The sequence below is a fragment of the Pseudomonas sp. PDM22 genome (assembly GCF_014851965.1).
GTDB lineage: Bacteria > Pseudomonadota > Gammaproteobacteria > Pseudomonadales > Pseudomonadaceae > Pseudomonas.
Map to the genome: position 1 here is coordinate 203,528 of NZ_JACVAR010000005.1, position 16,465 is coordinate 219,992.

Sequence of the window (16,465 nt, forward strand, 5' to 3'; positions counted from 1 at the left end):
GTCCTCTGCGGCGATCGGCTCTGCTGCTTCTCCTGCAACGATGCCTGCCGGCTGACACCGCTACGTCCGCAAGCACCTGACGGTCCCCTCTCCCTTTGGGAGAGGGTTAGGGTGAGGGCAAGCCGGAACTTCGGGGCCTCAGACTTCTCCTCCCATCCGCAAACTCACCTCCCGCGCCAACTCCAGCAGGGTCCGCGCCGCGTCGCCGTGAGCTTCGGCGGCAAAGCTCGCCTGCGAACCGACCACGGTAATCACCCCGGCCAGTTCCCGGCCGGTCTTGAACAGCGGCACCGACAGCGCATTCACCCCCGGCATCAGCAGGCCGTGGATGGCATGCAGGCCTTCGCTGCGAATGCCTTCCAGCACCGCCAAATCAGCGCCCTCCTCCAGCCCATCCTTGTAGGCCGCGAACACCAGCCCGGTGGACGAGCCGTGCAACGGCAGCACCGAGCCGACCTGGGTCACCAGCGTGACCATGCCCTGGGCCGGCTCCACCTGCACCACGGTCGGCCCGTGGCTGCCCCAGATGGCGAGGAAGCAGGTCTGCCCCAGCGCATCGCGCAACTCGGCCAGCGCCGGGCTGGCAACCTTCACCACGTCCAGCCGACGGATCGCCGCCAGCCCGACATACAGCGCCTCGCGCCCCAGGCCGTAATGGTTGGTCAGCGGGTCCTGCTCGGCGAAGCCGCTGGCGATCAGCGCCTGCAGGTAGCGGTGGACCTTGGCCGCCGGCATGTCCAGGTACTCGCCCAGGCGCTTGAGCGAAGTGCTCGGCGCGAGGTCCGCCAGGGCCTTGAGTATCTGCGTGCCCACCTCGGCGGACTGCACCTTCGCGCCCTTCGTCGGGACGGAGTCTTCTGCGTCGTTCATGGTCTTCAACTTAAAGGAACTCCCAGACGGACTTGACGGCCCGTCGCCACGAAATTACGTTAATCGTAATTCAATTACGATAAAAAGAGTGAAACCACCATGACCGCCTCTCCCGCCTACCAATCCGGGTTCGGCAACGAATTCGCCAGCGAGGCCCTGCCGGGCGCCCTGCCCGTGGGCATGAACTCGCCGCAGCAGGTGCCGCTGGGCCTGTATGCCGAGCAGTTCTCCGGCACCGCCTTCACCGTCCCGCGCAGCGAGGCCCGGCGCACCTGGATGTACCGCATCCGCCCGTCCGCCGCGCACCCGCGCTTCGAGCGCCTGGAACGGCAGATCACCGGCAGCGGCCTGGGCCCGGTCACGCCCAACCGCCTGCGCTGGAACAGTTTCGCGACGCCCAAGGAGCCTACCGACTTCGTCGACGGCCTGCTATGCATGGCCGCCAACGCCGAAGCCGAGGCCTGCTGCGGCGTCAGCCTGTACGCCTACCGCGCCAACATCTCCATGCGCCGGGTGTTCTTCAATGCCGACGGCGAGCTGCTGATCGTGCCCCAGGCCGGCCGCCTGCGCCTGGTCACCGAGCTGGGCGTGCTGGAGCTGGAGCCGCTGGAGATCGCCGTGATCCCGCGCGGCATGCGCCTGCGCGTCGAACTGCTGGAAGCCGAGGCCGCCGGCTACGTGGCGGAAAACCATGGCGCAGCCCTGCGCCTGCCCGACCTCGGCCCCATCGGCAGCAACGGCCTGGCCAACGCCCGCGACTTCCTCGCTCCGGTGGCGCACTACGAGGACGTGGAAGGCCCGGTGCAACTGGTACAGAAATTCCTCGGCGAACTCTGGGCCACCCAGCTCGACCACTCACCGCTGGACGTCGTCGCCTGGCACGGCAACAACGTGCCGTACAAATACGACCTGCGCCGTTTCAACACCATCGGCTCGATCAGCTACGACCATCCGGACCCGTCCATCTTCACCGTGCTGACCTCGCCCAGCGACACCCACGGCATGGCCAACATGGACTTCGTGATCTTCCCGCCGCGCTGGATGGTGGCCGAGAGCACCTTCCGCCCGCCGTGGTTCCACCGCAACCTGATGAACGAATTCATGGGCCTGATCCAGGGCGTGTACGACGCCAAGGCCGACGGCTTCGTCCCCGGCGGCGCCTCGCTGCACAACTGCATGAGCGCCCACGGCCCGGACAACGCCACCACCGTTCAGGCGATTGCCGCCGACCTCAAACCCCACAAGATCGACAAGACCATGGCCTTCATGTTCGAGACCGGCCGCGTGCTGCGCCCCAGCCGCTTCGCCCTCGACTGCCCGCAGCTGCAGCGTGACTACGACAGCTGCTGGAGCGGCATGCAGAAGACCTTCGACCCATCCCAGGAGCAGTAACATGAGCGCCGCCCACACCACCCAGAGCTGGATCGAATCGGCCAACGGCCACCCGGACTTTCCCCTGCAGAACCTGCCGCTGGGCGTGTTCAGCCCGCCGGGCGACTCGCCCCGTGGCGGCGTCGCCATTGGCGACTACATCTTCGACCTGAAGACCGCCTGCGAGGCCGGCCTGTTCCATGGCGCCGCGCACCAGGCCGCGCTGGTGGCCAGCGGCGACAGCCTGAACGCCTTCTTCGCCGCAGGCCCCACGGCGCGCCGCACCCTGCGCGACGCGCTGATCCACCTGCTCAGCGAAGGCAGCGGCGAACAGAAGCGCATGGAGCACCTGGGCGCCGCGCTGCTCAAGCCGCAGGCTGCGTGCCGCATGCACCTGCCGGCCAAGGTGGGCGACTACACCGACTTCTACGTCGGCATCCATCACGCGCAGAACGTCGGCAAGCTGTTCCGCCCGGACAACCCGCTGCTGCCCAACTACAAGTACGTGCCCATCGGCTACCACGGCCGTGCCTCGACCATCGTGCCGTCCGGCACCGAGGTGCGTCGCCCCAACGGCCAGACCCTGCCCGCCGGCCTCGACGTGCCGGTGTTCGGCCCCTGCGCGCGGATGGACCTGGAACTGGAGCTGGGCATCTGGATCGGCCAGGGCAATGACCAGGGCAAGGCCATCCCGATCAACGCCGCGTCCGGCCACATCGCCGGCTTCTGCCTGCTCAACGACTGGTCCGCGCGTGACGTGCAGGCCTGGGAATACCAGCCGCTGGGGCCGTTCCTGTCGAAAAGCTTCGCCACCACGGTGTCGCCCTGGGTGGTCACCGCCGAGGCGCTGGAACCTTTCCGCGTCGCCCAGCCGGCCCGCCCGGAAGGCGACCCGCAGCCGCTGCCGTACCTTTACGACGAAGGCGACCAGCAGCGCGGCGCACTGGATATAGAGCTGGAAGTCCTGCTGCACACTGCGCGCATGCGCCGCGAACACCAGGCCCCGGAGCGCATCGCCCTGAGCAACACGCTGAACATGTACTGGACCGTCGCGCAGATGGTGGCGCACCACAGCGTCAACGGCTGCCGTCTGCAGGCCGGCGACCTGTTCGGCTCCGGCACCCTCTCCGGGGAAACCCCGGACAGCTTCGGCAGCCTGCTGGAAATGACCTTTGGTGGAAAGCAGCCGGTAATGCTGGCCAACGGTGAGGAACGGCGCTTCCTCGAGGACGGCGACGAGATCATCCTGCGCGCCCGCTGCCGCCGCGAGGGCCATGCCTCCATCGGCTTCGGCGAATGCCGTGGGCGGATCCTGCCGGCCCACTAAGGCCGTCGCTCACTCCGTAGGGCGCATAACGCCCCAGCGTTATCCGCCGTGCAGTTGGCGGATAACCTGTTCCAGGTTATGCGCCCTACCCTCCATGCCACTCCGAGTAGGATGGCGTGGAGCGCAGCGATACCCATCAATGCCCTGCGCCATCAGCATGGGTATCGCTGCGTTCCACCCATCCTACCGATCAACACGCCGCTCTCCGCTGCGGCTGGGCGGTTCGAGAGCAAGCTCGCTCCTACAGGTGTTCTCCTACCACGTTCTGCGCAAAAAAACGGGCCCGAAGGCCCGCTGCTAAACGAGGGTGTTGCTCTCACTATCAATCAGTGCGCGATGCACACCGACTTGATCTCGGTATAGGCCTCGACCACGGCGCGGCCGAACTCGCGGCCCATGCCCGACTGCTTGACGCCGCCGAAGGGCATGCTCGGGTCGAGCAGCACATGGGCGTTGACCCACACGGTGCCGGACTCGATGCGCGGGACCATGTTCATCGCCTTCGAAAGGTCGTTGGTCCACAGGCTCGCGCCCAGGCCGTATTCGCTGTCGTTGGCCATCGCGATGGCCTGCTCGTCCTCTTCGAACGGCAGGACCGCCAGCACCGGGCCGAACACTTCGTCGCGGGCCACGGCCATCTGCATGGTCACGTCGGCCAGCACGGTGGGCTGCACGTAGAAACCACTTCCACCAACCTGCTCGCCACCACAGACGATGCGCGCGCCCTGCTCGCCGGCACGGGCGATGTGGTCGAGTACGCTGCGCTGCTGCTTGGCAGAAACCAGCGGGTTGATCTGCGCAGTAGGGTCCATGCCCTCGCCCAGGCTCATGCCGGCGACCGCGGCGGCCAGCTTCTCGACGAACTCGTCGTAACGCGAGCGGTGCACGTAGAAACGCGACGCCGCGGCGCAGACCTGGCCGTTGTTCAGCAGGCCGCCCAGCAGCGCGCCTTGCACGGCGTTGTCGATGTTGGCGTCGGCGAGGACGATCATCGGGTTCTTGCCGCCCAGCTCCAGGGCGAAGCGGGTCATATTCTGCACGGCGGCCAGGCCGACGCTGCGACCCACTGCGGTGGAACCGGTGAAGGAGACCTTGTTGACCAGCTTGTGGCTGGCCAGGCCGCCACCGATGCGCGGGCCGTCGCCGGTCACCAGGTTGAACACGCCAGCCGGCACACCGGCCTCGAAGGCCAGTTCGGCCAGGCGCAGAGCGGTCAGCGGGGTTTCCGAGGCGGGCTTGATCACCACGCTGTTGCCGGTGGCCAGCGCCGGGATCAGCTTCCACACGGCGATCATCAGCGGGAAGTTCCACGGCACGATGCCGGCGACCACGCCCAGCGGCTCGCGGCGGGTGTAGGCGGTGAACTTGGCGCCGGGCGGCAGCGGGATGGAGACGTTCAGCGACTGCCCTTCGATCTTGGTCGCCCAGCCGGCCATGTAGCGCATGAATTCGACGGTGGCGCCGACATCCAGCATGCGCGAGATGTTGATCGACTTGCCCTGGCTGAGGGTTTCCAGCTGGGCCAGTTCCTCGCCATTGGCTTCCACCAGGTCGGCGAAGCGCAGCAGGATGCGCTCGCGGTCGGCCGGGCGCAGGTCGGCCCAGACGCGGGATTTGTAGGCCGCCTGGGCAGATTTCACGGCGCGGTCAAGCAGGTCGGTATCGATGTCGGCAACGCTGGAGATCGCCTCGCCGGTGGCCGGGTTCAGCACGTCGGTGCGGGCGCCCTCGGGCACCACCCAGGCGCCGTCGATGAAGCAGCCATGCTTGCGTGCGAGGAAGGCAGTGACCTGAGGCAGGGTCTGTGTGACGTTCATGGTCTCTCCTGAAAGATCAGTGCTGCTGGCTCAGCCAGCAGGTGAGCGCCCGCCGCTCGGCCGCGTCGGCCAGGCCAGCGAAGGGCATGTAGGTTCCGGGCACGGCGGCCTGGGGCTGGCTGACGAAGGCATCGAGGTTGTCGCGCGACCAGGCCGCACCCTTGCCTTTCATCGCCTGGGAATAGCTGAAGCCGGCGAGCGAACCGGCCATGCGGCCGACCACGCCATGCAGGTTGGGACCCATCATGCCGGGGCCGTCGGCCTTGGCGGTGTGGCAGATCGAGCAGTCGCGGGCGAAGACGGTTTCGCCCTGCTGGGCGTCGCTGGCCGGGCAGTCACCGGCGAACGCCAGGACCGGTTGCAGCAGCGCGCCGGCCAGCAGCAGGCCGAGGGCGCGGAATCGGAGCTTGTTGCGGGACATCGGGAAATCACCTTCGAGTACAGCTTGCGGCCGGATGGCGCGCGTCATCGAAGGTGATTGTTGCCAGCGGCGTCGGGGAGGGTCTTTTCCTCTGTGCCAGACGTGTTGGCGGGAGTGCCAAGGTGGCGCTCAGGTGACGAGGGTCATGGGGCGAAACCGGCTAGCGTATGAGCCGGCGGCAGGCAGCATGGGTATCGCTGCGCTCCACCCATCCTACAAGGGGCAGTCGGGGGACGGTGGTGCAAGCGGGCGTTTAGGTAGCATGGCGTGGAGCGCAGCGATACCCTTCAATAGGCGGCACAAGGCCGCCGGGTATCGCCGTCCACCACCCGAGTCAATTCGCGTAACGCTTGCGGTACTCGCCCGGCGACACCCCGAAGCGGCCCTTGAAGGCCGTGGAGAAGTAGCTCGAATCGGAGAAGCCCCAGGCGTAACCGAGCGCCGACAGCTTCTGCTCGAACTGGGCGTTGCGCAGAGTCTCGGCGCAGAAGTCCAGGCGGCGGTTCTTGATGTACTGCGCCACCACCAGGCCCTTCTTGGCGAACATGCGGTACAGGCCGCGCACCGAGATGCCCACTTCACGGGCGATCAGCTCGGGGCAGAGCTCTTCGGCGCCGATGTGCTGGTCGATGAAGGCCGTAGCCTTGCGGAACATGCGTTCGTGGTTGTCCTGCTCGGCGTCCTGGCTGGCCAGCGCAGGGCGCAGCAGCGTCACCAGGGCGTCCAGGGTCGCCTCGCTTTCCAGCATGCCGAGGCTTTCCTGCTGGCTGGTCTCGACGATCAGGCGGTTGGCGAGCACGGCGATCGGCGAGCTGGCCGGGATCTTCGACGCGCAGGTCACTTCAGACATGCGCAGCCCGCGCTCGATCACCTGGCGCGGCAGAATCAGCGAGAGCTGCCGGGATTCCTCCAGGTAGGTCATGTCGCTGGGCCGGCTGGCGTCGATCAGGCTGATGTCGCCGCGCGACAGCTCCACGCGGTTGTCGCCCTGCTCCAGGCGCGAACGCCCTTCGAGCTGGAACACCGCGTAATAGTGCCCGCCGGCGCTGGTGCCGACTTCCTTGCTGGTCCGGTACAGGTGCACCTGGGCCATGTCGACCACGGAAAGCTTGATCGCACCGCCCTGGTATTCGCGCAACCGTCCATGGAACTGGGGGCCGAGGGTGCGCGCATCGAAACGACCGCACGCCCGGTTGACCTGTCCCAGCCACGCCTCGAAAGCGTCATCCCTCAATGTCGATGAAGAATTCATGACCTGCAAAGCCTCACACGCATTGTTTGTTGTTATTCAGCGACGGCCTCCAGGGCCTGTCGTCATCGTTCGCGGCCGCCTTCTATAAGGAAGGTCGCACCGCGCTGTCCCCGCCCGGCAACCGCAGCGTTGCAAAGCGAGAGGCATTTTTCACGCCAACTCCTGTCAGTTCAATCCGCCGAAGCGCTTGTAGAAGCTCTCGCCGACGTCCGGTAGCGGACCGTCGGCGGTCTCCAGGTTGCGGTTCAGCCAGTCCTCGGCCTTGGCGTGGATCAGTCGGTAGATATTGCGGCACAGCTGCCGCGCCGCGCGCCCTTCCCAATCCCCCGGCAGCAGTTCGTCGGGCAGTTGTGGGTCACGCAGGAGCAGCCGGCGGTATTCGTGGATCAACAGGGTGCGTGCCAGGAAGCAGTCTTCCGGGCGCAGCTGGTCCTGCTCGCGCAGCGCTTGCCAGAGCGGGCGGAACAGCTGGATGAATTCGCTGTAGTGCTCACCGAGTTCGTCGATCTTCCAGCTCTCGCGCACCTGCATGCGCATGGCGCGGGACGCCAGCACGTCCTGGGCACGGGTCTCGAAGACGATGCAGTCATCGGCCACGTCGAGGTCCTGCAGGGTCGCCATGACATCGCTGCGGTCGGCCCGCGGACAGGCCATGACGGTCGGCGAGAGCGCGCCGAAGCCTTGCCATTCCAGCTCCTCGCGGACCTGCTTGCGCTTGTCGGCGGCGATCTGCGAGAGCATCACCAGGGTCCAGGAACCGTCCCAGGCCGGCAGGCTGGAGCTGTAGACGCGCTTGAAGGCCTTCTCGAAGCGCCGCCGGCCGGTGCCGGTCAGGCTGTAGTAGCTGCGCCGGCCGACCTTCTCGGCGGTCAGCCAGTCTTCCTTGGTCAGGCGGAAGATCGAGGTGCGGATCAGCCGCTCGTTGATGCCGAACGGCTCCAGCAGATTGATCAGGCTGCCCAGCCAGACGGTGCCGCCATGGGGTTCGATGGCATCGCCATAGAGGGTGATGATCAGCGAGCTGGCGCGGATCGGCGTCTGCTCCTGGAAACGATTGATCAGCTGATTCAGCGGTGCTAGAGCGGTCATGGCACGTTGCGCAGTCGAAGGAGCGGCGACTATACCTGCCCGCCGCACCGCCTGGCCATTGGAGCGAACCCCAGTACTCATGCGCCCTTCCCTGCCCCTGCCTCGGCCTTGGGCCGGAAACCGGAATCACCCAGGCGCGGACGCGCTTCTTCTATTTCCGCCAGCGGCTGGCATTCCACCAGGCTTTCGATGCAGCGCCTGGCCAGCGCCTGGTATTCCTCGGTGCCGCGGCGCTTCCAGGCGATCTCTTCGTCGCTCAGGCTGCGCTTGACGCTGGCCGGCGCGCCCATCACCAGGCTTTGCGGCGGGCAATCGAACTTGGCCTTGACGAAGGCGGCGGCTGAAACGATGGAGCGTGCACCGATCTGCGCGTAATCCATCACCACGGCATTCATCCCCACCAGGGCATCCTCGCCGATACGGCAGCCGTGCAACACCGCGCCATGACCGATGTGGCCGTTGCGCTCAACGACGGTGTCGCTGTCCGGGAACCCGTGCATGACGCAGGTGTCCTGAAGGTTCGCGCCTTCTTCGAGGACGATCCGTCCGAAGTCGCCGCGCAGCGCCGCCAATGGCCCGACATAACAGCCGGGACCGACGATGACGTCGCCGATCAGCACGGCGGTGGGATGGACATAAGCGGTCGGATGAACGACCGGGCGCACGCCTTCGAGGCTGTAGCAGGGCATCGGGTTCTCCTGCGGCGCTGCCAGCGTTCGGCATCACCGCACAAAGCGATCTGTTCTTTTGAAAATCTTGTATCACATCAACACAAGTACCTCCAATCTAAATCTGACGTATCACTTCCCATCGATATCGCAAGGACGGCAAGAAGGCCCACAAAACCAGCAATTCCGCTGCACTGAAGAGCGTTTTCAGCCTCTTCAACTACCTATCCGGTGGCATCGACAGAAATACTTTAGACACGCGATTCAACTTTTGTAGTTGTTTTTCCGTATCGCTTTAGGCCTATACTGCGGAAAGGCCGGAGACGGGCAACGCCTGCCTCCCATAATTCCAATACAGCCGGCCACGAAGCCGTGCGTGCAGCCTGAGGACGATGTCATGCCTCGCACCCTTGACGTTCAGATGCCTGAAGCGGGCGTTCGCCTGATCACCCTGCAGCGCCCCGAAGCGCTCAATGCCCTGAACACCGAACTGCTCGGCGAACTGGCCGCCGAACTCGACGCCGCCGAGCAGGACAGCGAAACCCGCGCCGTAGTCCTGACCGGCAGCCGCAAGGCCTTCGCCGCCGGCGCCGATATCAAGGAAATGGCCGAGCGCGACCTGGTCGGCATCCTCAATGACCCGCGCGTCGGCTACTGGCAGCGCATCGCCGCCTTCTCCAAACCGCTGATCGCCGCCGTCAACGGCTTCGCCCTGGGCGGCGGCTGCGAGCTGGCGATGCACGCCGACATCCTCGTGGCCGGCGAAGACGCGCGCTTCGGCCAGCCGGAAATCAACCTCGGCATCATGCCCGGCGCCGGCGGCACCCAACGTCTGCTGCGCGCCGTGGGCAAGCCTCTGGCGATGCAGATGGTGCTCACCGGTGAAGCCATCGACGCCCGCCACGCCCAGCGTGCCGGCCTGGTCAGCGAAGTCACCCAACCCGAATTCACCGTCGAGCGCGCCCTGCAGATCGCCCGCAGCATCGCCGCCAAGGCTCCGCTGGCCGTGCGCCTGGCCAAGGAAGCGCTGCTCAAGGCGCAGGACACCGATCTCGCCAGCGGCCTGCGCTTCGAACGCCACGCCTTCACCCTGCTGGCCGGCACTGCCGACCGCGACGAAGGCATCCGTGCCTTCCAGGAAAAGCGCAAACCCGTCTACCAGGGCTGCTGAGCCCATCCCCTTTCGTTCTGGCAACAGCCAGCCAATTGATGGAGCGAACCCGCCCATGAACTTCGAGCACATCCTGTTTTCCATCGAGGACGGCGTCGCCCTCCTCAGCCTGAACCGCCCGGAGCAACTCAACAGCTTCAACGCCGCCATGCATGGCGAAGTTCGCGAGGCGCTCAAGCAGGTCCGGCAGAACCCGGAAGCCCGCGTCCTGCTGCTGACCGGCGAAGGCCGCGGCTTCTGCGCAGGGCAGGACCTGTCCGACCGCAACGTCGCTCCCGGCGCGGAAGCGCCTGACCTCGGCCAGTCCATCGAACAGTTCTACAACCCGCTGATCCGCACCCTGCGCGACCTGCCGCTGCCAGTCATCTGCGCGGTCAACGGCGTGGCCGCCGGTGCCGGCGCGAACATCCCGCTGGCCTGCGACCTGGTGCTGGCGGCGCGCTCGGCCAGCTTCATCCAGGCCTTCTGCAAGATCGGCCTGATTCCCGATTCCGGCGGCACCTGGACGTTGCCGCGCCTGGTCGGCATGGCCCGCGCCAAGGCGCTCGCGCTGCTGGGCAATCGCCTCTCCGCCGAGCAGGCCGAGCAATGGGGCCTGATCTACCAGGTGGTGGATGACGCCAGCCTGCGCGAGGAAGCCCTCAAGCTCGCCCGCCACCTGGCGACCCAGCCGACCTACGGCCTGGCGCTGATCAAGCGCAGCCTCAACGCCAGCCTGAACAACAGTTTCGACGAGCAACTGGAACTGGAGCGCGACCTGCAGCGCCTGGCCGGCCGCAGCGAAGACTACCGCGAGGGCGTTTCCGCCTTCATGGAAAAACGCACCCCCAGCTTCAAGGGTCGCTGATCGATGAGCGCACTTTCGAAAGACGCAAAAGTCGCAGTGATCGGTGCCGGCGCCATGGGCGCGGGCATCGCCCAGGTCGCCGCGCAGGCCGGCCACCCGGTGAAGCTCTACGACAACCGCCCAGGCGCCGCCGCCCAGGCCATCGACGGCATCGACCGCCAGCTCGGCCGCCTGCTGGAGAAAGGCAAAGTGACCGCCGAGGAACGCGCCGCCATCGTCGCCCGCCTGCAACCGGCGGAAGCCATCGAGGCGCTGGCCGACTCGAAGCTGGTGATCGAGGCCATCGTCGAGAACCTGGAGGTCAAGCGCGGCCTGTTCCAGCAGCTCGAAGCGCTGTGCGCCGAAGACTGCATCCTCGCCAGCAACACCTCGTCGCTGTCCATCACCAGCCTTGCCGCCGGCCTCAAGCGCCCGCAGCAGGTCGTCGGCATGCATTTCTTCAACCCGGCGCCGCTGATGGCGCTGGTGGAAGTCGTCTCCGGCCTCGCCACCGACCCGACGCTGGCCGACAGCCTGCATGCCACCTCGCTGGCCTGGGGCAAGAAGCCGGTCCACACCAAATCCACACCGGGCTTCATCGTCAATCGCGTGGCGCGCCCCTTCTATGCCGAAAGCCTGCGCCTGCTGCAGGAGGGCGCCGCCGACTGCGCCACGCTGGATGCGCTGATGCGTGACGCCGGCGGCTTCCGCATGGGCGCCTTCGAGCTGACCGACCTGATCGGCCATGACGTCAACTACGCCGTCACCTGTTCGGTGTTCGCCGCCTACTACGGTGATTTCCGCTTCCAGCCCTCGCTGATCCAGAAGGAACTGGTGGACGCCGGCCGCCTCGGCCGCAAGAGCGGCCGGGGCTTCTACGACTACGCCGAAGGCGCCGAGCGCCCGCAGCCGACGAGCCTGAGCAGCTGCGCCAGCGTCACCGCTTGTGCACTGGAAGGTGATCTGGGCGTCGCCCAACCGCTGGTGCAGCGCCTGAAAGACGCCGGTATCGAGATCACCCAACGCGCCGGTAGCGGCCTGCTTCGGGTCGGTGACGCGGTAATAGCCCTGTCCGACGGCCGCCTCGCCAGCCAGCGCGCCAGGGAAGACGGCCTGCGCAACCTGGTACTGATCGACCTCGCCCTGGACTACAGCAAGGCTTCGCGCCTGGGCCTTTCCGCCTCGACGGACACCACGCCCGCAGCGCTGGATCAGGTCGTCGCCCTGCTCGCCAAGGCCGGCATCGCCGCCAGCCGCCTGAGCGACACGCCCGGCCTCGCCGTGCTGCGCACCGTCGCCATGCTCGCCAACGAAGGCGCCGACGCGGTGCTGCAAGGCGTGGGCAGCGCTGGCGACATCGATCTCGCCATGCGTGCCGGGGTGAACTACCCGCAGGGCCCGCTGGCCTGGGCCGGGCAGATCGGCATTGGCAACGTGCTGCGCGTGCTGAACAACCTGCAGGCCGCCTACGGCGAGGACCGCTATCGCCCGTCCCTGCTGCTACGCCGCCTGCATGCCGAAGGAAGGAATTTCCATGACTGACGCCACCCAACTGGCCCGCGACTGCGCCGAGGCCATGTACGAGCGCGACCAGGCCACACGCCGCATGGGCATCCAGCTGCTGGATGCCGGCCCGGGCAGCGCGAAGCTGTCGATGCGGGTGCGCGAGGACATGATCCAGGGCCACGGCACCTGCCACGGCGGCTACCTGTTCGCCCTCGCCGACTCGGCCTTCGCCTTCGCCTGCAACAGCTACAACGACGCCACCGTCGCCATCGGCTGCAGCATCGATTACGTGGCGCCGGCCCGCGAAGGCGACGAGCTGATCGCCCGCGCCTTCGAGCAGAGCCGTAGCGGCCGCACCGGCAACTACGACGTGCGCATCGAGAATTCCCAGGGCCAGCTGATCGCCCTGTTCCACGGCAAATCCTACAAAGTGCGCGGCACCGTGCTGGCGCAGGAGACCTCCGAATGAGCGATATGACCGACGCCCTGATCATCGACGCCGTGCGCACGCCCATCGGCCGCTACGCCGGCGCCCTGTCCGGCGTGCGCGCCGACGACCTCGCGGCGATCCCGATGAAGGCCCTGATGCAGCGCCACCCGGAGCTGGACTGGAGCGCCATCGACGACGTGATCTTCGGCTGCGCCAACCAGGCCGGCGAAGACAACCGCAACGTCGCCCACATGGCCTCTCTACTGGCCGGCCTGCCGGTGAGCGTGCCCGGCACCACCCTGAACCGCCTGTGCGGCTCGGGGCTGGATGCGGTGGGCAGCGCCGCGCGCGCCCTGCGCTGCAATGAAGCCGGCCTGATGCTGGCCGGCGGCGTGGAATCCATGTCCCGCGCCCCCTTCGTGATGGGCAAGTCCGAGCAGGCCTTCGGCCGCAGCGCGGAAATCTTCGACACCACCATCGGCTGGCGCTTCGTCAACAAATTGATGAAGCAGCAATTCGGCATCGACTCCATGCCGGAAACGGCAGAGAACGTCGCCGAGCAGTTCAACATCAGCCGCGCCGACCAGGATGCCTTCGCCCTGCGCAGCCAACACAAGGCCGCCGCCGCCCAGTCCAATGGCCGCCTGGCGAAGGAAATCGTCCCGGTGGAAATCCCGCAGCGCAAAGGCCCGGCCAAGCTCGTCGAGCAGGATGAACATCCGCGCGGCGACACCACCCTGGAGCAGTTGGCCAAGCTCGGCACGCCGTTCCGCGAAAACGGCAGCGTCACCGCCGGCAACGCCTCGGGCGTCAACGACGGCGCCTGCGCCCTGCTGATGGCAACCCCGGCCGCCGCCGCACGCCACGGCCTGAAGGCCCGCGCCCGCGTGGTGGCCATGGCCACCGCCGGCGTCGAGCCGCGGATCATGGGTATCGGCCCCGTACCGGCGACCCGCAAGGTGCTGGAGCTGGCCGGGCTGTCGCTGAACGACATGGACGTGATCGAGCTAAACGAAGCCTTCGCCGCCCAGGGCCTCGCCGTGCTGCGCGAGCTGGGCCTGGCGGACGACGACGCACGGGTGAACCCCAACGGCGGCGCCATCGCCCTCGGCCATCCGCTGGGCATGAGCGGCGCGCGCCTGGTCACCACCGCCCTGCATGAGCTGGAGGAACGTGGTGGCCGCTACGCGCTGTGCACCATGTGCATCGGCGTCGGCCAGGGCATCGCCCTGATCATCGAACGAATCTGATCCATCGGCAGGATCGAACCCCGCACCGTCAGTCGCCTCCGTGCAGCGACTGGCAGGCAGAGCAAAGCCTCTGGCAGGGGTTCGAATCCTTCCACGAACGGGGGCGCTATGCTGCTCCCATGACACTCGCAGCCCCACCGGGGCTGGCGTACAAGAACAAATCGAGTGAACCCATGAACATGTACCATGATGCCGAACGTGCCCTGCTTGACCCGATGGAAACCGCCAGTGTCGACGAGCTGCGCCAGCACCAGCTGGAGCGCCTGCGCTGGAGCCTCAAGCATGCCCACGACAACGTCCCGCTGTACCAGAAGCGCTTCGCCGAAGCCGGTGTACACCCGGACGACCTGACCTCCCTCGACGATCTCGCCAGGTTCCCCTTCACCGGCAAGAACGACCTGCGCGACAACTACCCCTACGGCATGTTCGCCGTGCCGCAGAACGAGATCGTGCGCCTGCACGCCTCCAGCGGCACCACCGGCAAACCCACCGTGGTCGGCTACACGCAGAACGACATCGACACCTGGGCCAACGTCGTCGCCCGCTCCATCCGCGCTGCCGGCGGCCGCAAGGGGGACAAGGTGCATGTGTCCTACGGCTACGGCCTGTTCACCGGCGGCCTGGGTGCGCACTACGGCGCCGAGCGCCTGGGCTGTACCGTGATCCCGATGTCCGGCGGCCAGACCGAGAAGCAGGTCCAGCTGATCCGCGACTTCCAGCCGGACATCATCATGGTCACCCCGTCCTACATGCTCAATATCGCCGACGAGATCGAGCGCCAGGGCGTCGACCCGCACAGCCTCAAGCTGCGCCTGGGCATCTTCGGTGCCGAACCCTGGACCGCCGAACTGCGCCGCGCCGTCGAGGAACGCATGGGCATCACCGCCCTGGACATCTACGGCCTCTCGGAAATCATGGGCCCGGGCGTGGCCATGGAGTGCGCCGAGACCAAGGACGGCCCGACCGTCTGGGAAGACCACTTCTACCCCGAGATCATCGACCCGGCGACCGGCGCCGTGCTGCCCGACGGCGAATACGGCGAGCTGGTGTTCACCTCGCTGTCCAAGGAAGCGCTGCCGATGATCCGCTACCGCACCCGCGACCTGACCCGCCTGCTGCCGGGCACCGCGCGGCCGATGCGACGCATCGACAAGATCACCGGGCGCAGCGACGACATGCTGATCATCCGTGGCGTCAACGTCTTCCCGACCCAGGTCGAGGAACAGGTGCTGAAGATCAAGCAGCTCGCCGAGTGCTACGAGATCCACCTGCACCGCAACGGCAACCTCGACTGCATCGATATCCACGTCGAGTTGCGCCACGACCTGCAGGGCCTGTCGGCAGACGAGCAGAAAGCCATCGGCAGCGAGCTGGGCAAGCAGATCAAGACCCACATCGGCGTCAGCGCCCGCGTACTGGTGCAGCCTTCGCATAGCCTCAAGCGCTCGGAAGGCAAGGCCTGCCACGTGTATGACAATCGGCCCAAGGGCTGAGTCTTCGCGTGAACGAAAGCCCCGCCTCGGCGGGGCTTTTTCTTTTGCGCTCCTCGCAGGAGCGAAGGGACGCTCACTAGCGCGCCTGGCGCCGGCCTTGCCGGCGGATCGCGGGCATGGCCCGCTCCTACAGGTAAAGCGCGGGGCCGGTCTGTAGGAGCTGGCCATGCCTGCGACAGCCTGAGCGCTGGAGTATTCGGGTTGACGCCCGCTCGCGGGCAAGCTCGCCCCTTGCCCCTTCACGCCCAGCCGACCGCCCGTCGCCCCATCCCCCATCCCTGTCGATCCTCCACGCCGCCCTTCGACTATTCCTCAAAAGCAGGCGGCATCCGGCCGTCTGCACACCCGCAGGAGATGAACGATGAACTATGTCGATGGCTTCCTCGTACCGGTGCCCACCGCCAAGCGCGAGCGCTATATAGAGGTGGCGCGCAAGGCGGCGGCGATGTTCCGGGAGTACGGCGCGCTTGGCGTCGTGGAGTGCTGGGGCAACGACGTGCCCGAGGGCAAGGTGACCTCCTTCCCCATGGCGGTGAAGCTCAAGGAGGACGAAACCGTGGTGTTCTCCTGGATCACCTGGCCGAGCAAGGAGGTGCGCGATGCAGGCATGAAGCAGTTCATGGAAGACCCGCGCATGAAGACCGAATTCAGCGACATGCCCTTCGACGGGCAACGCATGATCTTCGGCGGCTTCGACGTCATCGTCCAGGCCTGACCCGCCGCGCCCCGCTCCTGCAGACACCCCTGTAGGAGCGGGCCACGCCCGCGATCCGCCGGCAAGGCCGGCGCCAGACCGTAACGCAGCCCCTAATTCCCACCCTAACACCGCACTTATTCACGCATTAAACACAATTTACGTATCATTTCGTCGCCTTAAAACCCCATCACCGGCGTATCCTCGCACCGCGATGGAACACCGCAATCTCCCGAATCTTACCCGCACAATCATCACATTTATCAGATTTAACCCTGGT

The 16,465-nt window shown here is 66.7% G+C and carries 15 protein-coding genes; 9 read left to right on the forward strand and 6 right to left on the reverse strand.

What is annotated here, in order from left to right:
• Window positions 1-138: 138 nt before the first annotated feature.
• Window positions 139-870, reverse strand: a complete 732-nt coding sequence (locus IB255_RS18900) for an IclR family transcriptional regulator (RefSeq protein ID WP_192210680.1) — start codon at window positions 868-870, stop codon at window positions 139-141.
• Between the two features lie 99 nt (window positions 871-969).
• Between IB255_RS18900 and hmgA the strand changes: the two genes are divergently transcribed.
• Together hmgA and fahA are read left to right on the forward strand one after the other, a co-directional pair.
• On the forward strand, window positions 970-2,262 hold the full coding sequence (gene hmgA / locus IB255_RS18905; RefSeq protein ID WP_192210681.1) for a homogentisate 1,2-dioxygenase: 1,293 nt from the start codon (window positions 970-972) through the stop codon (window positions 2,260-2,262).
• Between the two features lies 1 nt (window position 2,263).
• A complete protein-coding gene (gene fahA, locus IB255_RS18910; protein WP_192210682.1) occupies window positions 2,264-3,568 on the forward strand; it encodes a fumarylacetoacetase in 1,305 nt (434 codons plus the stop codon).
• 326 nt (window positions 3,569-3,894) lie between these two features.
• On the opposite strand, the gene IB255_RS18915 is transcribed toward fahA, so the two are convergent.
• The 5 genes from IB255_RS18915 to paaY form a co-directional block, all read right to left on the reverse strand.
• The gene (locus tag IB255_RS18915) at window positions 3,895-5,385 is read right to left on the reverse strand and encodes an aldehyde dehydrogenase family protein (protein WP_081519804.1); all 1,491 of its coding nucleotides are present in this window, start codon (window positions 5,383-5,385) and stop codon (window positions 3,895-3,897) included.
• A 16-nt stretch (window positions 5,386-5,401) separates the two neighbouring features.
• Complete coding sequence (locus IB255_RS18920) at window positions 5,402-5,806, reverse strand: c-type cytochrome (protein WP_081519803.1); 405 nt, start codon at window positions 5,804-5,806, stop codon at window positions 5,402-5,404.
• Between the two features lie 334 nt (window positions 5,807-6,140).
• Entirely contained in the window at window positions 6,141-7,058 is a 918-nt protein-coding gene (gene feaR, locus IB255_RS18925; RefSeq protein ID WP_081519802.1) for a transcriptional regulator FeaR, read from the reverse strand.
• A gap of 165 nt (window positions 7,059-7,223) precedes the next feature.
• Window positions 7,224-8,147 (reverse strand): phenylacetic acid degradation operon negative regulatory protein PaaX, encoded by a 924-nt coding sequence (paaX, locus tag IB255_RS18930; protein ID WP_192210683.1) that lies wholly within the window; start codon window positions 8,145-8,147, stop codon window positions 7,224-7,226.
• 77 nt (window positions 8,148-8,224) lie between these two features.
• Window positions 8,225-8,836 (reverse strand): phenylacetic acid degradation protein PaaY, encoded by a 612-nt coding sequence (gene paaY, locus IB255_RS18935; RefSeq protein ID WP_192210684.1) that lies wholly within the window; start codon window positions 8,834-8,836, stop codon window positions 8,225-8,227.
• A 376-nt stretch (window positions 8,837-9,212) separates the two neighbouring features.
• Here paaY and paaF point away from each other — a divergent pair, with 376 nt between their 5' ends.
• From paaF to IB255_RS18970, 7 genes are all read left to right on the forward strand, one after another.
• Window positions 9,213-9,986, forward strand: a complete 774-nt coding sequence (gene paaF / locus IB255_RS18940; protein ID WP_192210685.1) for a 2,3-dehydroadipyl-CoA hydratase PaaF — start codon at window positions 9,213-9,215, stop codon at window positions 9,984-9,986.
• A gap of 55 nt (window positions 9,987-10,041) precedes the next feature.
• Entirely contained in the window at window positions 10,042-10,833 is a 792-nt protein-coding gene (paaG, locus tag IB255_RS18945) for a 2-(1,2-epoxy-1,2-dihydrophenyl)acetyl-CoA isomerase PaaG (protein WP_192210686.1), read from the forward strand.
• Window positions 10,834-10,836: 3 nt separating this feature from the next.
• Window positions 10,837-12,354 carry a 3-hydroxyacyl-CoA dehydrogenase PaaH gene (paaH, locus tag IB255_RS18950; protein ID WP_192210687.1) on the forward strand — a complete coding sequence of 506 codons (1,518 nt, stop codon included), beginning with the start codon at window positions 10,837-10,839 and terminating at the stop codon, window positions 12,352-12,354.
• A complete protein-coding gene (gene paaI / locus IB255_RS18955) occupies window positions 12,347-12,787 on the forward strand; it encodes a hydroxyphenylacetyl-CoA thioesterase PaaI (protein WP_225594927.1) in 441 nt (146 codons plus the stop codon). The genes paaH and paaI overlap by 8 nt, the downstream gene beginning before the upstream one ends.
• 5 nt (window positions 12,788-12,792) lie before the next feature.
• Entirely contained in the window at window positions 12,793-13,998 is a 1,206-nt protein-coding gene (gene pcaF, locus IB255_RS18960) for a 3-oxoadipyl-CoA thiolase (RefSeq protein WP_192210803.1), read from the forward strand.
• 173 nt (window positions 13,999-14,171) lie between these two features.
• The gene (gene paaK / locus IB255_RS18965; protein WP_081519795.1) at window positions 14,172-15,491 is read left to right on the forward strand and encodes a phenylacetate--CoA ligase PaaK; all 1,320 of its coding nucleotides are present in this window, start codon (window positions 14,172-14,174) and stop codon (window positions 15,489-15,491) included.
• 361 nt (window positions 15,492-15,852) lie between these two features.
• Window positions 15,853-16,206 (forward strand): DUF1428 domain-containing protein, encoded by a 354-nt coding sequence (locus IB255_RS18970; protein WP_081519794.1) that lies wholly within the window; start codon window positions 15,853-15,855, stop codon window positions 16,204-16,206.
• The last annotated feature ends 259 nt before the right edge of the window (window positions 16,207-16,465 follow it).

What these genes read in the sequence shown, in the direction of transcription:
- fahA (WP_192210682.1), top strand. Translation starts at nt 2,264, where the DNA reads ATGAGCGCCGCCCACACCACCCAGAGCTGGATCGAATCGGCCAACGGC.
- paaX (WP_192210683.1), bottom strand. Translation starts at nt 8,147, where the DNA reads ATGACCGCTCTAGCACCGCTGAATCAGCTGATCAATCGTTTCCAGGAG.
- paaH (WP_192210687.1), top strand. Translation starts at nt 10,837, where the DNA reads ATGAGCGCACTTTCGAAAGACGCAAAAGTCGCAGTGATCGGTGCCGGC.
- paaY (WP_192210684.1), bottom strand. Translation starts at nt 8,836, where the DNA reads ATGCCCTGCTACAGCCTCGAAGGCGTGCGCCCGGTCGTTCATCCGACC.
- IB255_RS18970 (WP_081519794.1), top strand. Translation starts at nt 15,853, where the DNA reads ATGAACTATGTCGATGGCTTCCTCGTACCGGTGCCCACCGCCAAGCGC.
- IB255_RS18915 (WP_081519804.1), bottom strand. Translation starts at nt 5,385, where the DNA reads ATGAACGTCACACAGACCCTGCCTCAGGTCACTGCCTTCCTCGCACGC.
- IB255_RS18900 (WP_192210680.1), bottom strand. Translation starts at nt 870, where the DNA reads ATGAACGACGCAGAAGACTCCGTCCCGACGAAGGGCGCGAAGGTGCAG.
- IB255_RS18920 (WP_081519803.1), bottom strand. Translation starts at nt 5,806, where the DNA reads ATGTCCCGCAACAAGCTCCGATTCCGCGCCCTCGGCCTGCTGCTGGCC.
- hmgA (WP_192210681.1), top strand. Translation starts at nt 970, where the DNA reads ATGACCGCCTCTCCCGCCTACCAATCCGGGTTCGGCAACGAATTCGCC.
- paaF (WP_192210685.1), top strand. Translation starts at nt 9,213, where the DNA reads ATGCCTCGCACCCTTGACGTTCAGATGCCTGAAGCGGGCGTTCGCCTG.
- paaI (WP_225594927.1), top strand. Translation starts at nt 12,347, where the DNA reads ATGACTGACGCCACCCAACTGGCCCGCGACTGCGCCGAGGCCATGTAC.
- feaR (WP_081519802.1), bottom strand. Translation starts at nt 7,058, where the DNA reads ATGAATTCTTCATCGACATTGAGGGATGACGCTTTCGAGGCGTGGCTG.
- paaG (WP_192210686.1), top strand. Translation starts at nt 10,042, where the DNA reads ATGAACTTCGAGCACATCCTGTTTTCCATCGAGGACGGCGTCGCCCTC.
- paaK (WP_081519795.1), top strand. Translation starts at nt 14,172, where the DNA reads ATGAACATGTACCATGATGCCGAACGTGCCCTGCTTGACCCGATGGAA.
- pcaF (WP_192210803.1), top strand. Translation starts at nt 12,793, where the DNA reads ATGACCGACGCCCTGATCATCGACGCCGTGCGCACGCCCATCGGCCGC.